The organism is Massilia orientalis, assembly GCF_030411975.2.
Taxonomy (GTDB): domain Bacteria; phylum Pseudomonadota; class Gammaproteobacteria; order Burkholderiales; family Burkholderiaceae_D; genus Telluria; species Telluria orientalis.
The window spans coordinates 196,529-212,480 of record NZ_JASNRB020000013.1 but is presented as its reverse complement, the minus strand read 5'-3'; the positions used below and the strand labels follow the sequence as shown (position 1 = coordinate 212,480).

The window sequence follows — 15,952 nt, the reverse complement described above, 5'->3', positions numbered from 1 at the left end:
ATCACTGACCGCTGACGAGCTTAGGGCTTGGCAGCGGGCCCGCTTGAACGGCGTTCCTGGCGAGCGGCTCGGACTCTCCGCCGTCTGCTGATTCAGGAGCCATGCGGAGCGTTCGGAGAGCCAGGGGATAGATCACCTTCCCTTTCTGCAGCACTACTCCTTCATCGGCGACCTGGATGATCGTCCATCCCTGGACGGTCTCTCCGACATGGTGGTCTTCGAACTGACCCTTATTGGTGAAGAAGCGGACCGTCTCGCTCCGGGGCATGCCAAAAATTGCGCGCACCTGCAGCCCTTCCGGCTCGATAGGCTTCGGCGGGGCCTTCACCTTCTTTTTAACAGGGAGGGGAACCGGGGCGGGCGCCTTGACCTCCACCACCCCTTTTGCCTCACGCAGTGCGCGGCGCTGCTTCTCAAACTCGAGGTCGCGGGCCATATCGGCCAGATCGCCGAGCGTATAGCTCTGCACTGGGACGACAGCTGCTGTCGATGCTGCGGCTGCAGCTGGCCCCCCCGTGGGCGATGGCGAGGGTGCCGCCTGGGCGCTGGCCGCTTGCGCCAGGCCCAAGCCGGCCACTACCAGCACGCATTTAAGGATTTGCTTTTTTTGCATACATTTCTCCTGCCAATGTCACGGCGCCATTCCCGGCGGTCAGCGTTTTCCAGTTGATAGCGTTCGCGAAAACGCCCTTCGCCGACGGGATTTGAACCAGATCCCACAGCGGATAGGTGACGGTGACCCCGGCCGACCGAATGAGCGTGGGCACGGCCGCTTCGTTGATACCCAGGCCCTGCGGGAATACCTTGTAGTCAACCTGCTGGCTGCCCGAAACCTTCTGTGTCGGTACCAACTTTTGAATGAGTGGCCAGAAAAGAAGTGGCGACTGCGACTCGTCGGCGAGCACATCCATGCGGGGCGCTGCAGAGGCCGGGAGGTTCTTAACTGTCATGCTTACCTCGACAGTTTTCCCGTCCTGGCCGAAAGACGTCGGCACAAACTGTCCTTCGATGTCGTCGATAAAATCCTGAAATGTGGCCGCGCTGTCGCCGTCTTTCTTGTAGCTGAAAGTGCAGACACCGGTCAGAATTTGGCAAGTGACAGCGCTGGAGATCTTAAAGCCGCCAACGTACTCGCGCACCTTTCGAACGTGCTGCTGCAGCGCACGCACGCGCGCCAGGTTGCCCCACGGCTGGGTAGGCCACTGCTCGTCGAGCGCTTTCTGATACACCGCTGCTGGCGCCTGCTGCCGGGCGCGCACCTGCGCCTCCTTGATGCTTTGCTCGCGCTTGTGGTCTTCCCAGGCCATATAAGCCGCCACCGAGCCGCCCACGACAACGGCCAGCACCGCCACCTGGCGCACGTCCATGCCCACCGACCGCACGGGTCGGACTGCAGCTGCGATCGACGTCAGCTTATCCAGACTGAGGCTATTGGTGACGCCAGGCCACGTGCCATACATTGCCGGCGCGCTGGTCGTTACGGCGCGCAATTGGCTGTCCCAGCGCAGCAGCGTGTTTGCGACCTCCGAGGCGGGAACGACTACGTCGAAGTCACCCGGCGCCGGGTGAGCGTTAATCGACGTGCACATGACGTATTCATCTTCGCCAGGGATCTGTGCGATCAGGATCGAGCACACGGCCAGGCCGGGCACCGCACTGAACATCTCGGCCAGGGAATAGACCTTGTCGAAGCGAGAGACCTTGCTCATTGCACGCTTCTCGAACGCGCTCAAGTAGCCCCAGGCGTTACGGGTGGTGCCAGCGGCATAGCTTGCCCTCTGCGCCGCGACCAGTTCGCGCTCGGTGATTTGGGCACCGGCGGCGCTCTTGGGCTTGATGAACCTGGACAGGAAGGCCGGTCCCTGCTGGGTATTCGACTTCACCGACTCAGGGTCGAGCCAGTGCATCCCAGCTAACAGCTTCTTGCCACCAACATTGATGATCTGCGCCATTCTGGTCCCGTGCCGTTATTCCTTGAACCGCATCGTGACGACCAGGTAGTACTGGTCTTCAGATCGGTTGCCGGAGACATTCCCGCCAAACATGGCGGACAGGTGTTTGTCGAGGCTCTGGTCAGTCCCTTCGTTGGTGCGGCCGCTAATTGCAGCGAGCACGCGCGACTCGCCGTTGTGCAAGCCGACGCGTTGACGAGCAACCTCGGTATCCTTGTCCAGCAGCTGGACGGTAGTCTGGCTATCGCCCTTGCCGCTTGTATTGGTGCCGAACGGGTTCTTCACCGATTCGCGAATCGAGATGTCGACCGACGCGTCGTTGTCTCCGGTGATGGCCGGCACCAACATGAGCGTGCGGCCCACGTTCTCGGTTTTTGTCTTTTGGCCCGAGGCCACGCCGGACAGGGACGACGCCGCGGAAACTTCGTTCACATAGTCGAACGTCTTGTTCGCTGCGTACATGATGCCGACACGGTTCTGCGTTTCCAGGACATGATGTCTCACGACGATGGCCTGGCCGCTTTCGTTGAGTGCCGCAATAAGTGCTGCCGACCCGGCGAAACGGTTTTGTCCGTCCGCCCCGCCCATCAGCGTGGCGCCCAGCAAGCCGGATGCCAGGTCCAGTGCCTTCGTGGGCGCGTTATAGGTCACTGTCGTCTCGGACAGCGCCTTGGCCCGTTGATAGGCCACTTGCCAGTTGACGCCTGATGTGCCGACGTTCTTGCTCGAGTAGCGGATGACATCAACGTCGAAGATGACGCCGCGATTCATCAGGCGCTTTTCACTGTCGATGTATTCGCCAATCCGGTCGAGCGCTTCCGGTGTGTCGGTCACCGTCAAAGATCCCGTCGCGGGATTGTAGGTCGGGTCGGGCGCGCCCTTGCTCATCCACTGCTTGATGCCAGGGATAAGGCTCTTGGGCGCATCGATCTCTTGAAACTTCGAAGTCATACTCGCGGTCGTACTGAAGCCCCCTTCTCCGCCACCGCTATCGATACCCATGCTGCCACCGACAGAAGCGGCAGCTGCACCGATCACGAAGCGGCGGGTGGTCGTGCGGAAGAACTCCAGCTGACCATTCTCGAACTGAGTGTGCACACGGTAGCGGGCCGCGAGCTGCTCGAAGAGAGGCGCAACGCCCCCTTTGTAAGTCGCTGGCACCATTACGGTCACAGACTTTCCGTTTTCATCCAGCAGCGCGTCGGGCTTGACGCGTACCGGGATACCGGTTGCCAGATTGATCTTCTGCGCGAAATCGGACAACGGAATGTTCGAGTTGCCGTTGCTATCCACGACGTTGTCGGAGAAGCGCAGGTTCAGTTGCGCTCCAGGGCGCAGCGCCAGCGGCCATTGCGCCCACCGCTGGGGCGCGATCTGCTGGCTGCCCGTGTACGGTGTGATCGCATCTTCGACCAGATCGCGAACGCCGGCCGCGTAACGCTGCGCGGCGAGCCGGTCCTCAGCCTTCGACGCCTCGTTTTCGCGAACATCGCGATGCTCACGAATCGAGTCGTTATTCGCCGAAAAGCCTGCGCAGCCGGTGAGAAATGCAGCTGCCGCAATCGCCGTCACTGCAAGCGGAATGGACTCACGCATCACATATCTCCTTGGCAGCGCTCTTCGAATCGAATGATGCGAAGTACATTTTTCGGCTTGTTCGGGTGAATACAGGCCCGCACGCGTTCCCGACCAGCCTGGGTGCGCTGGTTCATTTGAACCGACGTCAGAAGGCCGCGCACTGCCTGGCGGAGGTCGGTGCCCCAGTCGTTCTCAGCGCTGATCTGGAACTCGACGTTGCGTGGCTCCCAGACGTACTGCATGTTTGCTTGGCTGGCCCACCGCTGGAGCACCGCCGATACCTGATAGTCGGAGCTAGTCGTGGTGAACGCGGTCGGCGCCGGCGTATCGACCGGGCCTTGCACCTTGAGGACGGCCGGCTTCACCGCTACCGCCGACGAAAGTCCCGTGGCCTGGCGTGCAACCGCGGACGGCTGGGTCGAGGCCTCGACAGCACCGGCGGGCGTCACAACGGGAGCAGCAACCGACGATGCAATGACCTCGGGCTCCCGTTCAGCCGGCGCCAAACGATCGGTGACTTTGACCGTACGCTTGTCCTGGTCGATATAAACCGATAGGTTCGACTTCGCTACGGCTTCCGTCAGCAGGGCGTACCAAGTGCCCTTGCCGGCGATAGTCACCAGGGTTCTGCGCTGGAAGGGCTTTGTGTATTCGGTTTGATACCCCGGCGGCACGATATCGGCTACTAAGTCTTCGACGGAAACAGATTTATAGTTCACGTCGACCACTCCGTCGGCTGCCCGGTTATCGACAAAGCCCGCGTACGAAGAGCCGGCCCCCATGAGGAGTGCCATCGCCAGTACCAATTTATTCATTTTCATTTGATTTGCTCTCAATAGTGTCCGGTTCTTACATATCGCCAATACCGCTGCGTGCGCGCCAAGATCACGCCCCGTCTCAACCAGAAGCGGAGCCGGCGCCACAACCATTTCATCGACCGTCCTCGAAACGACATGTACATGCTCACGCCGGCGTACAGCACTAGGAAGAAGATGGTCACGTAGTGGAAAACAACGATCGCCAGGAGCAACGGGAAGATGACGGAGCCGTCAATCTTCCCGATCTTGGTGCGGAAACCCGCGTTGCGCCAATCCATCAGCCCCTCGCCTTGTCGAAATACTGCTGCGCCTCAACACGGCCCATCTGCGTGATTTCGCGGAACATCTTCAAGCCCATTGCGCCGCTGCGAATGAACGGCACGCACTGGCTGGCGAAATCTTGGCCATGCTCGATGAGGTAATTGCGAACGAAGCGCGCCCAGCGCGGGTACGGCCACTCTTCGCTCTGCAGTGCGTCCTTGATGTCCGAGTCGAAAGAGATCCACGACGTGAGCGGAACCACATCGCCGTTATCCAGCTTCACAATCTTGCGTGAGCAGATCATGCGCAGCGCACCCAGCATTTTCGATGCGGCGGCCGCCCGCACTTCGGCCGGGAACATCTCGACCAGGCGGAACATGGTCTCGTTAGGGGTGTCCGCATGGATCGTCGCCAGGACGCCGTGACCAGTGATCGCCATTTCAACCGTTTTGTCGGCGGTCTCTTCGTCACGCACCTCGCCCATCAACAGGATGTCAGGTTTCGATCGCATCGCGGATGGCGCGGCGCGGCCCCAGCTGTGGAGATGCTTTCCGATCGCAGCTTGCGCAACCAGGGGCCCGCGTCCGAGCCCAGCTTTCCCATAGCTGATCTCGATCGGCTCTTCGAAGGTCTGGATGCTGGGCGCGGGCGTCTCTTTGGTGCGCTCGTGAAGCACGGCTGCGATCAGCGTCGTCTTGCCTGAGCCGGTTGCACCATTGACGAGGACCAAGCCTTTGTCAACAAGCAGGTCCTCCGCGACACCCTCCGGCAGGCCCTGTTTCGACAGCTCGGGCAAATTCTCCGGGATGGTACGGATCGTGATTGAGACACCGTTCTTTTCACCCCCGACGCGAGCTGCGATCGCGTGAAGACGCAAACGCACCAAGATTCGATCAGCGTTGGGGCGGAAGAACTCCGGGTCTTCGTCCACCTCGTCGCCCTTACCGAGCTTTGGGATCGCCGCCGGGCCGCACAGGATCGACAGAATCTTCTTCACCTCCGTGTCTTCGAGGAGACGGTTCGTCAGCGGGTACCACCGGCGCCGCCAGTAGACCGTGACGTAATCGTTGCTCTGGATTTTCAAATCCGAACAGCCCTGGTCGAGGGCCGACGTGATCATCGTGTGGGTTTCCCGCTCGCCGAACCCCGCGTGCAGGGCGAAAGGCTGGAGACCCTCGATCGTGTTCGGCGTCATTTCGTCGTCTTCCATTCAGCGCTGTTGCCATTGAACTCCGGCTGCGACGAAATGCGGAAGACCGAGTCTCCGATGATGATTGTGTTCGGATCTGGACGGCTCACGCTGTCGGTCGCGGCAGCAAATTTCGGCGCGCTCACGAGGCCGCGGCCGTACAAGGTGTAGAACAGCCGCATGCCGTTGAAATCACGCTCCAGGCGCGCCAAGTTCAGTTCGAAGATCTTGCGTGACTGCTTGCGCCCTTCATCGTACGCGGTGCGCACGATGGACTCCCAGTACGCCTTCTCGGTGTCGTCCTTGGGAAGGATGCTGCGCTGCGCGTCGCCGACCAGTTGGTCGTCGTTGTCGGTCAAACCCAGGTACAGGTAGTTGCGCCAATTGTTCTGGCCGAAGGTGGCCGGCGTCACGATGCGATAGACGTGCCCCTGCACGCGCATCGAGTATTCGGTGATTGCGATGACGTCCTGCGCTTCTTCGATCACTGGCGGCAATGCTCCCGACGGAAAGGTCAGCGATCCGAAATTGAATTTGGTGTCCAAGACACCTTTTTCCTTCTCGATCTCCGCAGTGATGACCTTGCTCTCATCGGCCAGGCCGGCGCGCATACCCAAGCCGACACCAAGTTGCTTGAGCGCCGCGGCGCGCACTTCCGAGATGCCGGACGGGATGGTCGGGACGCGGGACGAAGCGGAGAGCACTTTGTCGAGGTTCGACTGTACCGACGGCGCTGCAGAAGCCAACGGCGCCAGCGGCATCAGGAGGACTGTGGCGCACAGTACGCCGCGAGAGAAAGCTCGAGTCATGTCAGTACAGCTTTGAGCGGAGCTCGATGGAGGAATCGTTCAGGACGACATCCGCACGGCCGCCGCACTGCTCGCCGACCGCAGTGAGGGCCTGGGCCAAGGTCACGTTGCGCAGCTTGATGAAGACCGGCAGCGCCAAATGCGGCTGCGGGCCAGTGTGCTTGAAGGTCAGCTTCTGGGCTGCGGCGATGCGCTTTAGGATCTCGGATGCGTCGCCTTCCCAGATGACCGTCATCGTGTTACCGGACAAGCTTGCTGGTGTCGCAGCATCGGCCATTTGCGCCTTCTTTGCCTCAGCACGCTCAGCGGCCTGGAGAATCGACGTTCGTACTCCCGGAGTGTTATCCGGCTCTTCCACAGGTTGCGGTGACGCACATCCAACGAGCACTGCAGCGAGGATCACGGCGATCGCTGCGCGGCTTTTCGGAAGAGGGCTGCCGGTCATTTGTTCTGTCCTGTAATCATAAAATGAATCAAGGCAATAGATTACCTTGTCATGTGGCACAGTGCAAGAAAAGGATGCATGCAGGCAACGTCTGTAACCGTTCGAGAATTTTCTCCCGACGGAGACACTACGAGGTGGTTGCCAAAAAACATCACGGCCGATCGCTTTGCTCCGGCCGATACCGGCGGCGGGCATGTGCAGCTCCAATCCACCCTGCTGATCCGGCGCCCGGCAGCGGCGCCACACGCCAGCTGGGCGGTCAGCACCAAGTCGTCTACAGAGGCTCGCGGTTGGGGGTGCTTTGGGCCGTAGGCCGCTTTTGATTTCAGGTTTTTTGCCTTCAAAAAAATCAACAAACGACAACGAGCCGACGAAGGCGGCTTGTTGTTGTTAACTTTAAAGACAACACCTTTAAAACCGTTTACGTCACGAAGAGCGAGTAACGATGCGGGTCGGCGGAGAGAATGGCCATAGTTTCCGGGGCGAAATGCCATAGTTTCCGGGGCCGACCGCCATAGTCTTCGGGGTATCGCCATAGTTTCCGGGGGGTATTGCCATAGTTTCCGGGGCGCTTTTCGATGCGTACAGGGCTATTGCCATAGTTTTCGGGGTCGTTGAATCATGGCGGACCCATCAATATTGATTTCGGTTCAACAACAATTTCCAAGCGTTAATGAAATAGGTGAAAAAATGCCAACGTTGAAGAAAATTAATGTGGGATCCTTGCAAAATCTCACAAAAACTCACATTTTTTGAAGGGGGAGGTCTTGACAAGCTCGGTAGCGGTAGTTCTGGGATGCGGTTGCTACAGAGGGAAAACAGCGGTTTTTGCCCCTTGTTAAAGCGGGACATGGTTGCCACGGCTCCGCCCGAATGACAGACGAGACTGGCTTTTTGCGGCCTATTGCCATAGTTTCCGGGGCGTGGTTGCAAAAAACGGCCGTTTAGAAGGCCTATTGCCATAGTTTTCGGGGCGCAGGTCGGTTGTGCGCGTTGTTTCCGCGCGTAATGCCATAGTTTTCGGGGTAGCTGCCATGTGGGCGATGGGCGTGGTTGCAGATTCGCGTAGCGAAGTTTTTGCGTACGATCTGCCTCGGCCGATCACGGCGACATCGCTTTGTGCCAGCAGGCGCGATGGTGCGAATTGCCATACCTGTCATTGCGAAACTATGGCTTTGCCTGATAGCATTTGATCAGGTTGAAACAATTTGGAGTAGTAATGCCCCGCAAAGCAGCAGCAGCTGTCGCCTCAGGCGACCCCGCGCCAGCATCTGGCGAAGTACTTGAGAACCGCCAGGCCGAAGGTTCATCAGGCACTGCACTCGTCGCAAGTCCCGCGACCCGCCGCGGCGAAGTGGTCCGGGGTAAGCAGGAAGTGAAGAAGCACGTCGCGGCCATTCACACGTCCGGCGAGCTGGGACTGGTGGAACGCAAACTCGTCAACATCCTGCTGTTGAATGCCTTCGACACCTTGGCCACAGCGAGGCAACATCGCCTTCCCACCAAAATGCTCATGGCCATGCTGGGATGGTCTGAAGGTGACGACACGGTGCACCTGAAAAAAGCTCTGCTGCGAATCGTTACGACGCCGGTCGAGTTCAACCTGATGGAAGAAAACGAGCCAGCAAAAAAGCCCAGATGGACGGCCACGGCCCTCCTCGCTTCGGCTGACCTGGTCAACGGGTTCTGCGAATATGAATACTCGACGCGCCTGGCGGAGGAGCTGGCCGATCCTGACGTCTACGCGATCATCAACGTCGGGATCCAGAGGCAGTTCAACTCCGGATATGCACTTACCCTCTACGAGAACTGCCTACGGTTCCGTCGTACGGGCTCAACCGGGTGGATGACGCTCGAGGTCTTCCGCAAGCTCATGGGCGCAACGGCGCCGACGTACGACGACTTCAGGCGCCTGTCCGAGCTCGTCATCAAGAAAGCCGTGGTAGAGGTGAACGCCTTGTCCGACATTAAGATCAAGGAGGAATACGAGCGAAAAGGCCGTAAGGTCACCCGAATTCGGTTCTCCGTAGAGGAGAAAGCGCAACAGTCTGTGTTCAGCGAGAACGAGCGGATGATTGACGAGGCGAAGGAGAGCGACACCTACAAGCGGCTGCGCGATCTTGGAATCGGCGAAAAGCTCGCCGTCGCGTGGGTGCTGACCGACGAGCAGCGTGCAAAATCGGCGTTAGACATCACGGAACAGCGCGCGCGGGGCGGCCAAATCAAAGCGAGTCCGGCGGGTTACGTTCGACGCCTGATGGACGACGCGACCATCGACCTGAGCGGCAGCGCATTCGAAAAGAAGCTGAAGGACGGAGCAGCCGCGCAGCGTGCTGCGGCCGAGGCAGCAACTGCAGCAAAGCAGAAGAGCGAGGCAGAAAGCCTGGCTCGCGGCGATAAGATCCGAGATCTCGTCAACGCACTCACCGACATCGAAGTGAAAGCCTACGCGGCCGAGTATATCGCGGGCGAAGGTGCTGGCAAGGCCACCACATACAACGCTGACACCGGTACCTTCAAGAACGCGATGGAGAGGGTGCCCTTCACTACCTGGCTGCGAAAGCAGATCGCTGAAAAGCACGGCCTCGCGGTCGATCGCGACGCTTTCAAGCCCGTTTAATCGCAACGGCAAAAAACTACCGATTTGTTGAGTTTTGAACGAATCGGTAGTATTCTCCCCAGAATGTTGTTTACTTGGCCATTGGATCTTTGATTCCGTGCCTCAACTTCTGGAGCCTAAATGGAATTTGCGATTGCCCCTCCCCCGCCGAGAGTCACGGCCGACGATCTTCTCAATGTGGCTGAGCGTGCGGCCGCGATGCTCCGGCTGATCCGTGACTCGATGGTGCAACCCGAGCCTCACAAAAAGCACCCGCCGATCTTCACGAGCAACAAAGTCCAGGCCATCTGCGGTATCGACAAGACCAAATTCAACACGCTTCTGAAATCGGGGAAGTTACCCGAAGGGCAGCAGGAGTCGAAGGGCAAAATGCGCAAGTTCACTCTTGCGGAAACGATCCAGTGGGTAGAGGCCACCGTCAAGCCTTTGAAACGCCGGAAAAAGCAAAAGGGCAAAATTTTCACGGTAGGTAATTTTAAGGGTGGGGTGACTAAGACCACGACTGGGATGAACCTGGCTCAAGGTCTTGTAATGCGCCGTGGCAGACGCGTTCTCTACATCGATCTGGATCCGCAGGGCTCCAGTACGGTCCTGTATGGCATCAACCCGAACGCCGAAATTGAGTCTCACCAAACGGTCTTACCGATCATCGAACGGGACAAAAAGACGGGCGAACCTTTGCAGCCGAATCTGCTGTATGCCCCGATGAAAACGTATTGGGACAATCTCGATCTGATCCCCGCCTCGTCCGATCTCTTCAATGCAGAGTTCATGTTGCCGGCCCAGGTACACCAGAATGACGCGACCTTCAAATTCTGGCAGGTCCTGCGTGAGGCGCTTGAGCCGCTGCTGGATGAGTACGACTACGTCGTCATTGACACGGCTCCGACCCTCTCGTATCTCACCATCAATGCACTTTTTGCCGCAGACTCGATGGTCGTTCCGATCGTCCCAGATATCCTCTCCTACTCATCAATGGTGCAGTTTTGGGGGCTTTTCTCTGAACTCGTGACTGGAATGAAGAGCTTCTCGAAGGACGGAGAGACGAAATCCTACGATTCAGTGGAAGTACTTATCTCGCGGATGCCGAATAAGCCAGGTGCCCAAATCGTCAACGACTTCATCAGGAAAACCTACGGCTCGTACGTCACCGCAGTTGAGATCCCGGAAACGGATCTCGCGCGCACGGCAAGCAACGAATTCAAGACGGTCTACGACATTTCGGATTACGCCGGCAGTCCAGAAGCGTATCGAAGAATCCGTGAGCCCTACGACAGGCTGGTCGACCTGATCGATGATCGTACTTGCCGTTTCTGGGCGGCTGAAGAACTCGAAGCAGCATAAGAGGAACATATGTCACTTACAAAAGATCAGGCACAGCGAGCTGCGAGCATCAACCTCGACGCCTTGGGGCCGCTCCGCCCTGGGGCTCCGGCGGCAGCTCGGGAGCCACGCACCGCACCAGGCCAGTTAATGGACCTGCAGGGCAAGTATCAGGATGCACTTGCCACGATCGAGCGCCTCTCCAAGGGCGGCGTACCGATGGAAGTCGACATTGGCAGGCTCATCCGTGTGCCCGGCCGCCAGCGCCCGCTAACGCCGGAAGAGCGCGCAGAACTCAAGGCCAACCTTGCTGCGAACCCGCTCATCCACCCGGTGACCATCCTGCCGGAGACGTCTGAAGGCTTCGAGCTGCTGTCCGGTTACAACCGGACGGACTTGTACGAGGAGCTCGGCCGCACGAAGATTCCTGCGGTCGTTATCGACGTCCCGAAAGAGATCGCGGACGTCCTCGCCTTTTATGCGAACTTGGCGCCGGCGCTGCCAGATTACAAGAAGTATGAGGGCCTGAAAGCGCTCCAGGCACAGCATGGGTACGATCAAACCGCGCTTTCCAAGGAATCGGGCATGAGCTCGTCCACGATCTCGCGCCTGATGCAATTCGATGACCTACCGGCCGGCGCGCACGAAATCCTTCGCCAGAATCCATTTATCCTGGGCGCGACTGCGGCAAGTGGCTTGGCGAAGGCCTCGAAGGCTGGTCGTGTTGACCTGGTCGTCGAGGCTGTCAACAAGCTCGCCGAGGCCGCGGCCGACGAGGACAAGAAAATACGCTTCACCGAGGAGAACGCGGTCGCGCATGCCAACGGCGCCCGTCCGGCCGCTCCGAAGCCAGCGGCCGCTGTACCACTTGTCGTCAAGCAAGGCAAAAAGAACTTCGCGAAGCTCGTTGTAAGGGGCAATCGGGTAACGGTCGAACTTACTGACCCATCCGTGTCGCCAGAGGAGTGGGCTGCGAAATTCGAGGCATTTATGAAGGCAGAGATCGCGAAAGGCGCTGAGTAACGCGTCCGCCTCTCTTACAGGGGAAACAGCCGTGAGATAAAACACGCCACCGGACATTACGGGTCCCAAAAAGACAAAAGCCCAGGTCGCCAAACCTGGGCCTTGCTTTGAGAAAGACATACAACCGTCTCCTCGAGTCCGCTGCACACCGACGCCAATCGGTTAATGAGCTGGTGAGATCAGCCCACAGTGTAGCGCAGAGACAGTTGTTGTCAAGTCTCGGGGACTCTTTTTCTCAACGAAAAGGAGTTTTATGACGCTCTACCACTCGATGGCAGGCCGCGCCGTCGCGCTTGCACGGCCCCTCCCCGTCACGCTGATCGCCGCGCGCGCTCAGGTTTTTGATCCTCTCACCTGCCTGGACCTGAATCTCACGGCCAGACGTGTGCTCTTCGGTATTCTGACTTTCGTTCGCGCGCGCACGCCGACGAAGGAGATCTTCCCACGTCGAGATACCCTTCGAGCCGAAGCGCTGTTGCAGTCAGACTCCACGCTCTATCGGGGACTGGCGATGCTCGAGGAAAAAGGGTACATCACTCGAAGGCAGACGCGCAGGCGCCACTGCGGGACCTTCTACCTCTCCCCGATCGTTCTCACCTTGAAAGCCCTGGTTCTGCTCGGCCTCCAGCCGGTTATCCACAAGGCACCGTCTTCCAATGTGGAAGACGGTCTTATAAAGAAGGAACGTACCAAAAAGAGTCAGTCTATTCAGAAAACAACCGGGTGCACGGATTCGCCGAAAAAAGATGAAATCGACCGCGAAACCAGGCTGCCAGTCGAGCTCCTGCCTTTGCTTGGCTTAGGTGTGAAGCGCACCGCCGTGTGTTGGCTCATGGCCAAAGCCAAGGGCGTCAAACAGCGCTTGAGCGACGTCGTAAAGGTAGTCGAAAGCAACATCGCCGCTCTCCGCGGTCGTGAGGTTGTCGCCTATCTGGCTGCAATGCTTCGCAAGAACGTCGACTTCGCCTGGGTAGCGAAGCAAACCAGCGAAGCGCACGTCTCGGCCGAGCTGGACCAGACAGCGCAGGACACGCTGGAGCGCCTCGACGGGCGCTACGACGGCTACCACGTCTGCGCCGAGGACGGCATCGTTCTCGGCGTGTTCCAGGCGTCGAGAGGTCCTGGCCAGCTGGCGCTGGTGCACTCGCCGAGCGGATCAATACCCGTCAACCTGCGGTTCGCCCGAGCCTGTGTCGAGGGTTCAGTGCGCCTGGTGCCACCTAGCACGGCCTGGGAAGATGAATTCGGTGACTGACGTGGGCCGCTCGGTATCGTAGTCGCTCGTAGCGCCCTCGCCTGCTTCCGCGTCGAGATTGATGGCGCCTTTGTGCGGCGCCAAGTCCGGCGGAGCGCTCGGCCGAGTACACTATCGGCCCCAGTTCGCGGTCGAGCTGGTCCGACGCCGAGCGCATTTGCTTAACTTCTGGAACATGTGAACTATGACGATACCGAAACTCCACCTGGAAAATTTCACTGTTGTTGAAATGGATTTCGATAAGCCAGATTGGCGAGCCGAAATCCCGGCAGAACCGGGATGGTATGCGATCGAAACGAATGCCCCGCTTGTTGCTCTCGCCACGTGCCCTCTTCCAGGCGTCGGCAGCAAGCACTATAAGATCGCCAAACGTATCGAAGACGCAAAATTTTTGATTGACCAAAAAGTGTCCTTTGGCCCGGAAAAGAAGGGCGATGGCTACATCGTCTATTCAGGTGAGCATGGAAATTTGAAGGCGAGGGCGAGGGAACATGCTGGCGGAAACAAAGGAACGGGCTGTCTCGCGCTTCACCAATACGTTGCATTGATGAAGTACACGTGGAGGTTTCACTACCTGACCTGCGAAGCACATGTGCCCGGTTCCGATGGCAACAAGATGCTCAGGAATTTCCTAGAGCAGCAGTGGCGAACCACGGAGGGATGGCCAGTGCTTTGTTCGCGGTAGAACAAGTCAACCTAATGCCAAAGGGCGTTAGATTTTCCCAACTTGGGAATCGTTAAAAATCAACGACTTAGAAAAACGCCAGTTATGCAGCTACCAAAGGGAACGCGAGCGGAAAAGAGATGAAGGGAAGGGAGTAGCTTTTCCCAAGTTGGGACTCCTTTGAAATCAATGGGTTACGAAAACGCCACCGATTTCAAAGGAAGGGGGTCACGCTGACAAATTGCGAAGGTTGTCAGCCACCGCGTTTAGCGCAGGAGATGTGCCAGCACCGGGAACCGGCGCGGCCGGCACGACAGCAGGTACTGGCGTTACGGCCGGCGCTGCCGGCGTCTTGGCCGAGTCAGCAGCAGCCGCATCCGCAGAAGCAGCTACCGCGGCACCCGAGGTGGTCGACATCGCCAGACTCGCGTGGGCAGGGACCGATGCCTCGGCAACGCGAGCTTCATGCGCCACAGCTCCTGCCGCCGACGATTGCAGCCCATGCGATGGAATCGGAAGCGCCACGGCCGCCTCGAGCGACAGCGGCCGCGCGCCCTGAAAAACCGTGGTGCCGTCCAGACGGAAGCCAGCTTGCTCCAGCGCGTAACCCAGCTCGATCCAGCGTCGCGCCAAGGCCTGACGATCGGCGCCTTCTGGTGAGAGCCGATCGATGATGGCCTGGCCAATCGCCGTCGGCTTCAGGAACAATCGAAAGTTGTACTGTGCCATTGCTTAACCAGGCTCAAGCTGCGAGCTTCTTGGCGCGACCGCCCACGGCCTCGTCGACCGCAGGGACTTCGATCGTGCGGTCCTCCTCGCGGACGATGAAGTTGGCGAACTTCCACATGCCGCGTGCGTTCGCGTACTCAGGGTCCTCGGCAATGATTCTCCTCCCGCGGAACACATCCGCGAAAGCGTCGTCACCCAAAGCGGAACGGATCAGGGCAGCGCCGCCGCCGACGAAAATGACCGCACCCAGATCCGAGCCGTCCCCGACCTTCGAAACAAAGAACGACTGCGCCTCGGCCAGGTACTCGCGGCAGGCCGTTTCAACGATCCCAGACACGTCGTGCATTTCGCCAAAGAATTCATACTGCTTGGTGCGCATGGCCTCCTCGACGTACGCGGCCGGCGGATCATTGCTCAGGTTGAACTGCGATTTGATGCGGGCGGCGATTTTCGTCATCAGCGTGAGAACGCCGATGTTCTCGGTGCCGCTCTTTTCGCCGTACACTCCCTTTACCTTTTCGATGACGACAGCCAGGTCGAGTGTCTTGCCGCCGAAGTCCATCACTGCGACCGGCCGACGATCGATGATCTGCGCAATCGCATCGTTCAGGGTTCCGTCATGGCTGATGTAGGAGTCGTAAAAGGCGGCGATCGCTTCGCTGACCACCTTCTGTCGGACAATCTTGGCCATCGGTGCGCCAGCGCCGATGCGGGTCACAGGCTTGCTCAAGCTCTCGATCTTACGCTCGATCAGCTCGGTGTTCGGGGCGCTCTCCCTGTAATACTGGTCCACCGGCATGCCAGTGACCAGGTAGAGCTCCTGGCCGCCCAGACCCACGTCTGCGAGCGCATGGTTGACCAGCACGCGGTTCAGGTCCGAAGTAGGGTAGTTAACCACGCGCGTGTCCATCGTCTTGAGCAGCGCCTGGCCGCCGGCCACGGTGAACTGCTGTCCTTCCGTTTCGTATGCCGAGCTGTGCTGGCTACCGACGGACATGACCTGCTGAATGCCGGCGCTCGCTTTGGACTTGTGATAGCCGTAATGATATTTGCCGGTTGCGGCGTCATAGCCGAAGCAGGTTTTGATCGTGTCGTGACCATCGTCCTGGCCGATAGGAAGCAGTTGTCGTTTCATATAATTCTCCGTCAAGGCAAGTGGCAAAACGCCAGTTGTTACGTTTCATGACTACGTGGCGTCACTTTACAGCATTGGCGGAAGTTGTCAAGTTGCAAGCTCTTGCAACCACGCCCTTTTCAGCATCTGAGTGCATTTCCTGTGCCTTCGA

General features: G+C 58.9%; 15 protein-coding genes. 5 read left to right on the top strand and 10 right to left on the bottom strand.

Translation table 11 applies throughout. The annotated features are described in order from the left end of the window. Nucleotide 1: 1 nt before the first annotated feature. From QPK29_RS21430 to QPK29_RS21395, 8 genes are read right to left on the bottom strand one after another with little or no spacing between them, the layout of a single operon-like run. The gene (locus tag QPK29_RS21430; RefSeq protein WP_371771030.1) at nucleotides 2-613 is read right to left on the bottom strand and encodes a hypothetical protein; all 612 of its coding nucleotides are present in this window, start codon (nucleotides 611-613) and stop codon (nucleotides 2-4) included. After that, nucleotides 591-1,952 carry a hypothetical protein gene (locus QPK29_RS21425; protein WP_371771029.1) on the bottom strand — a complete coding sequence of 454 codons (1,362 nt, stop codon included), beginning with the start codon at nucleotides 1,950-1,952 and terminating at the stop codon, nucleotides 591-593. The genes QPK29_RS21430 and QPK29_RS21425 overlap by 23 nt, the downstream gene beginning before the upstream one ends. 15 nt (nucleotides 1,953-1,967) lie before the next feature. After that, nucleotides 1,968-3,548 carry a hypothetical protein gene (locus QPK29_RS21420; protein WP_371771028.1) on the bottom strand — a complete coding sequence of 527 codons (1,581 nt, stop codon included), beginning with the start codon at nucleotides 3,546-3,548 and terminating at the stop codon, nucleotides 1,968-1,970. Then, on the bottom strand, nucleotides 3,548-4,351 hold the full coding sequence (locus tag QPK29_RS21415; protein WP_371771027.1) for a TcpQ domain-containing protein: 804 nt from the start codon (nucleotides 4,349-4,351) through the stop codon (nucleotides 3,548-3,550). The genes QPK29_RS21420 and QPK29_RS21415 overlap by 1 nt, the downstream gene beginning before the upstream one ends. Nucleotides 4,352-4,362: 11 nt before the next feature. Next, nucleotides 4,363-4,626 (bottom strand): hypothetical protein, encoded by a 264-nt coding sequence (locus QPK29_RS21410; protein ID WP_371771026.1) that lies wholly within the window; start codon nucleotides 4,624-4,626, stop codon nucleotides 4,363-4,365. Continuing rightward, nucleotides 4,626-5,819: an ATPase, T2SS/T4P/T4SS family gene (locus tag QPK29_RS21405; RefSeq protein WP_371771025.1), complete on the bottom strand. Its 1,194-nt coding sequence runs from the start codon at nucleotides 5,817-5,819 to the stop codon at nucleotides 4,626-4,628. Before QPK29_RS21405 ends, QPK29_RS21410 begins: the two co-directional genes overlap by 1 nt. Beyond that, nucleotides 5,801-6,607, bottom strand: a complete 807-nt coding sequence (locus tag QPK29_RS21400) for a type IV secretory system conjugative DNA transfer family protein (protein ID WP_371771024.1) — start codon at nucleotides 6,605-6,607, stop codon at nucleotides 5,801-5,803. Before QPK29_RS21400 ends, QPK29_RS21405 begins: the two co-directional genes overlap by 19 nt. A 1-nt stretch (nucleotide 6,608) precedes the next feature. Continuing rightward, on the bottom strand, nucleotides 6,609-7,247 hold the full coding sequence (locus tag QPK29_RS21395; RefSeq protein WP_371771023.1) for a DotD/TraH family lipoprotein: 639 nt from the start codon (nucleotides 7,245-7,247) through the stop codon (nucleotides 6,609-6,611). Between the two features lie 1,024 nt (nucleotides 7,248-8,271). Here QPK29_RS21395 and QPK29_RS21390 point away from each other — a divergent pair. The 5 genes from QPK29_RS21390 to QPK29_RS21370 all read left to right on the top strand — a co-directional run bounded on the left by QPK29_RS21390 (nucleotide 8,272) and on the right by QPK29_RS21370 (nucleotide 13,958). Then, a complete protein-coding gene (locus QPK29_RS21390; protein ID WP_371771022.1) occupies nucleotides 8,272-9,672 on the top strand; it encodes a replication initiation protein in 1,401 nt (466 codons plus the stop codon). 120 nt (nucleotides 9,673-9,792) lie between these two features. Continuing rightward, nucleotides 9,793-11,016, top strand: a complete 1,224-nt coding sequence (locus tag QPK29_RS21385) for a ParA family protein (protein WP_371771021.1) — start codon at nucleotides 9,793-9,795, stop codon at nucleotides 11,014-11,016. 129 nt (nucleotides 11,017-11,145) lie between these two features. Then, on the top strand, nucleotides 11,146-12,018 hold the full coding sequence (locus QPK29_RS21380; RefSeq protein WP_371771020.1) for a ParB/RepB/Spo0J family partition protein: 873 nt from the start codon (nucleotides 11,146-11,148) through the stop codon (nucleotides 12,016-12,018). Nucleotides 12,019-12,271: 253 nt separating this feature from the next. After that, a complete protein-coding gene (locus QPK29_RS21375; protein ID WP_371771019.1) occupies nucleotides 12,272-13,273 on the top strand; it encodes a hypothetical protein in 1,002 nt (333 codons plus the stop codon). 184 nt (nucleotides 13,274-13,457) lie between these two features. After that, nucleotides 13,458-13,958: a hypothetical protein gene (locus tag QPK29_RS21370; RefSeq protein ID WP_371771018.1), complete on the top strand. Its 501-nt coding sequence runs from the start codon at nucleotides 13,458-13,460 to the stop codon at nucleotides 13,956-13,958. A gap of 207 nt (nucleotides 13,959-14,165) precedes the next feature. On the opposite strand, the gene QPK29_RS21365 is transcribed toward QPK29_RS21370, so the two are convergent. Together QPK29_RS21365 and parM are read right to left on the bottom strand one after the other, a co-directional pair. Continuing rightward, nucleotides 14,166-14,666, bottom strand: a complete 501-nt coding sequence (locus QPK29_RS21365; RefSeq protein ID WP_371771017.1) for a hypothetical protein — start codon at nucleotides 14,664-14,666, stop codon at nucleotides 14,166-14,168. 13 nt (nucleotides 14,667-14,679) lie between these two features. Then, nucleotides 14,680-15,801, bottom strand: coding sequence for a plasmid segregation protein ParM domain-containing protein (gene parM, locus QPK29_RS21360; RefSeq protein WP_371771016.1), 1,122 nt, complete (start codon nucleotides 15,799-15,801; stop codon nucleotides 14,680-14,682). Between the last annotated feature and the right edge of the window lie 151 nt (nucleotides 15,802-15,952).

Bases quoted from the DNA above. Each gene is read 5' to 3' on its own strand.
- QPK29_RS21400 (WP_371771024.1), bottom strand. From the start codon at position 6,607: ATGACTCGAGCTTTCTCTCGCGGCGTACTGTGCGCCACAGTCCTCCTG.
- parM (WP_371771016.1), bottom strand. From the start codon at position 15,801: ATGAAACGACAACTGCTTCCTATCGGCCAGGACGATGGTCACGACACG.
- QPK29_RS21385 (WP_371771021.1), top strand. From the start codon at position 9,793: ATGGAATTTGCGATTGCCCCTCCCCCGCCGAGAGTCACGGCCGACGAT.
- QPK29_RS21405 (WP_371771025.1), bottom strand. From the start codon at position 5,819: ATGGAAGACGACGAAATGACGCCGAACACGATCGAGGGTCTCCAGCCT.
- QPK29_RS21365 (WP_371771017.1), bottom strand. From the start codon at position 14,666: ATGGCACAGTACAACTTTCGATTGTTCCTGAAGCCGACGGCGATTGGC.
- QPK29_RS21415 (WP_371771027.1), bottom strand. From the start codon at position 4,351: ATGAAAATGAATAAATTGGTACTGGCGATGGCACTCCTCATGGGGGCC.
- QPK29_RS21425 (WP_371771029.1), bottom strand. From the start codon at position 1,952: ATGGCGCAGATCATCAATGTTGGTGGCAAGAAGCTGTTAGCTGGGATG.
- QPK29_RS21390 (WP_371771022.1), top strand. From the start codon at position 8,272: ATGCCCCGCAAAGCAGCAGCAGCTGTCGCCTCAGGCGACCCCGCGCCA.
- QPK29_RS21430 (WP_371771030.1), bottom strand. From the start codon at position 613: ATGCAAAAAAAGCAAATCCTTAAATGCGTGCTGGTAGTGGCCGGCTTG.
- QPK29_RS21410 (WP_371771026.1), bottom strand. From the start codon at position 4,626: ATGGATTGGCGCAACGCGGGTTTCCGCACCAAGATCGGGAAGATTGAC.
- QPK29_RS21380 (WP_371771020.1), top strand. From the start codon at position 11,146: ATGGACCTGCAGGGCAAGTATCAGGATGCACTTGCCACGATCGAGCGC.
- QPK29_RS21420 (WP_371771028.1), bottom strand. From the start codon at position 3,548: ATGCGTGAGTCCATTCCGCTTGCAGTGACGGCGATTGCGGCAGCTGCA.
- QPK29_RS21370 (WP_371771018.1), top strand. From the start codon at position 13,458: ATGACGATACCGAAACTCCACCTGGAAAATTTCACTGTTGTTGAAATG.
- QPK29_RS21395 (WP_371771023.1), bottom strand. From the start codon at position 7,247: ATGCCCGCCGCCGGTATCGGCCGGAGCAAAGCGATCGGCCGTGATGTT.
- QPK29_RS21375 (WP_371771019.1), top strand. From the start codon at position 12,272: ATGACGCTCTACCACTCGATGGCAGGCCGCGCCGTCGCGCTTGCACGG.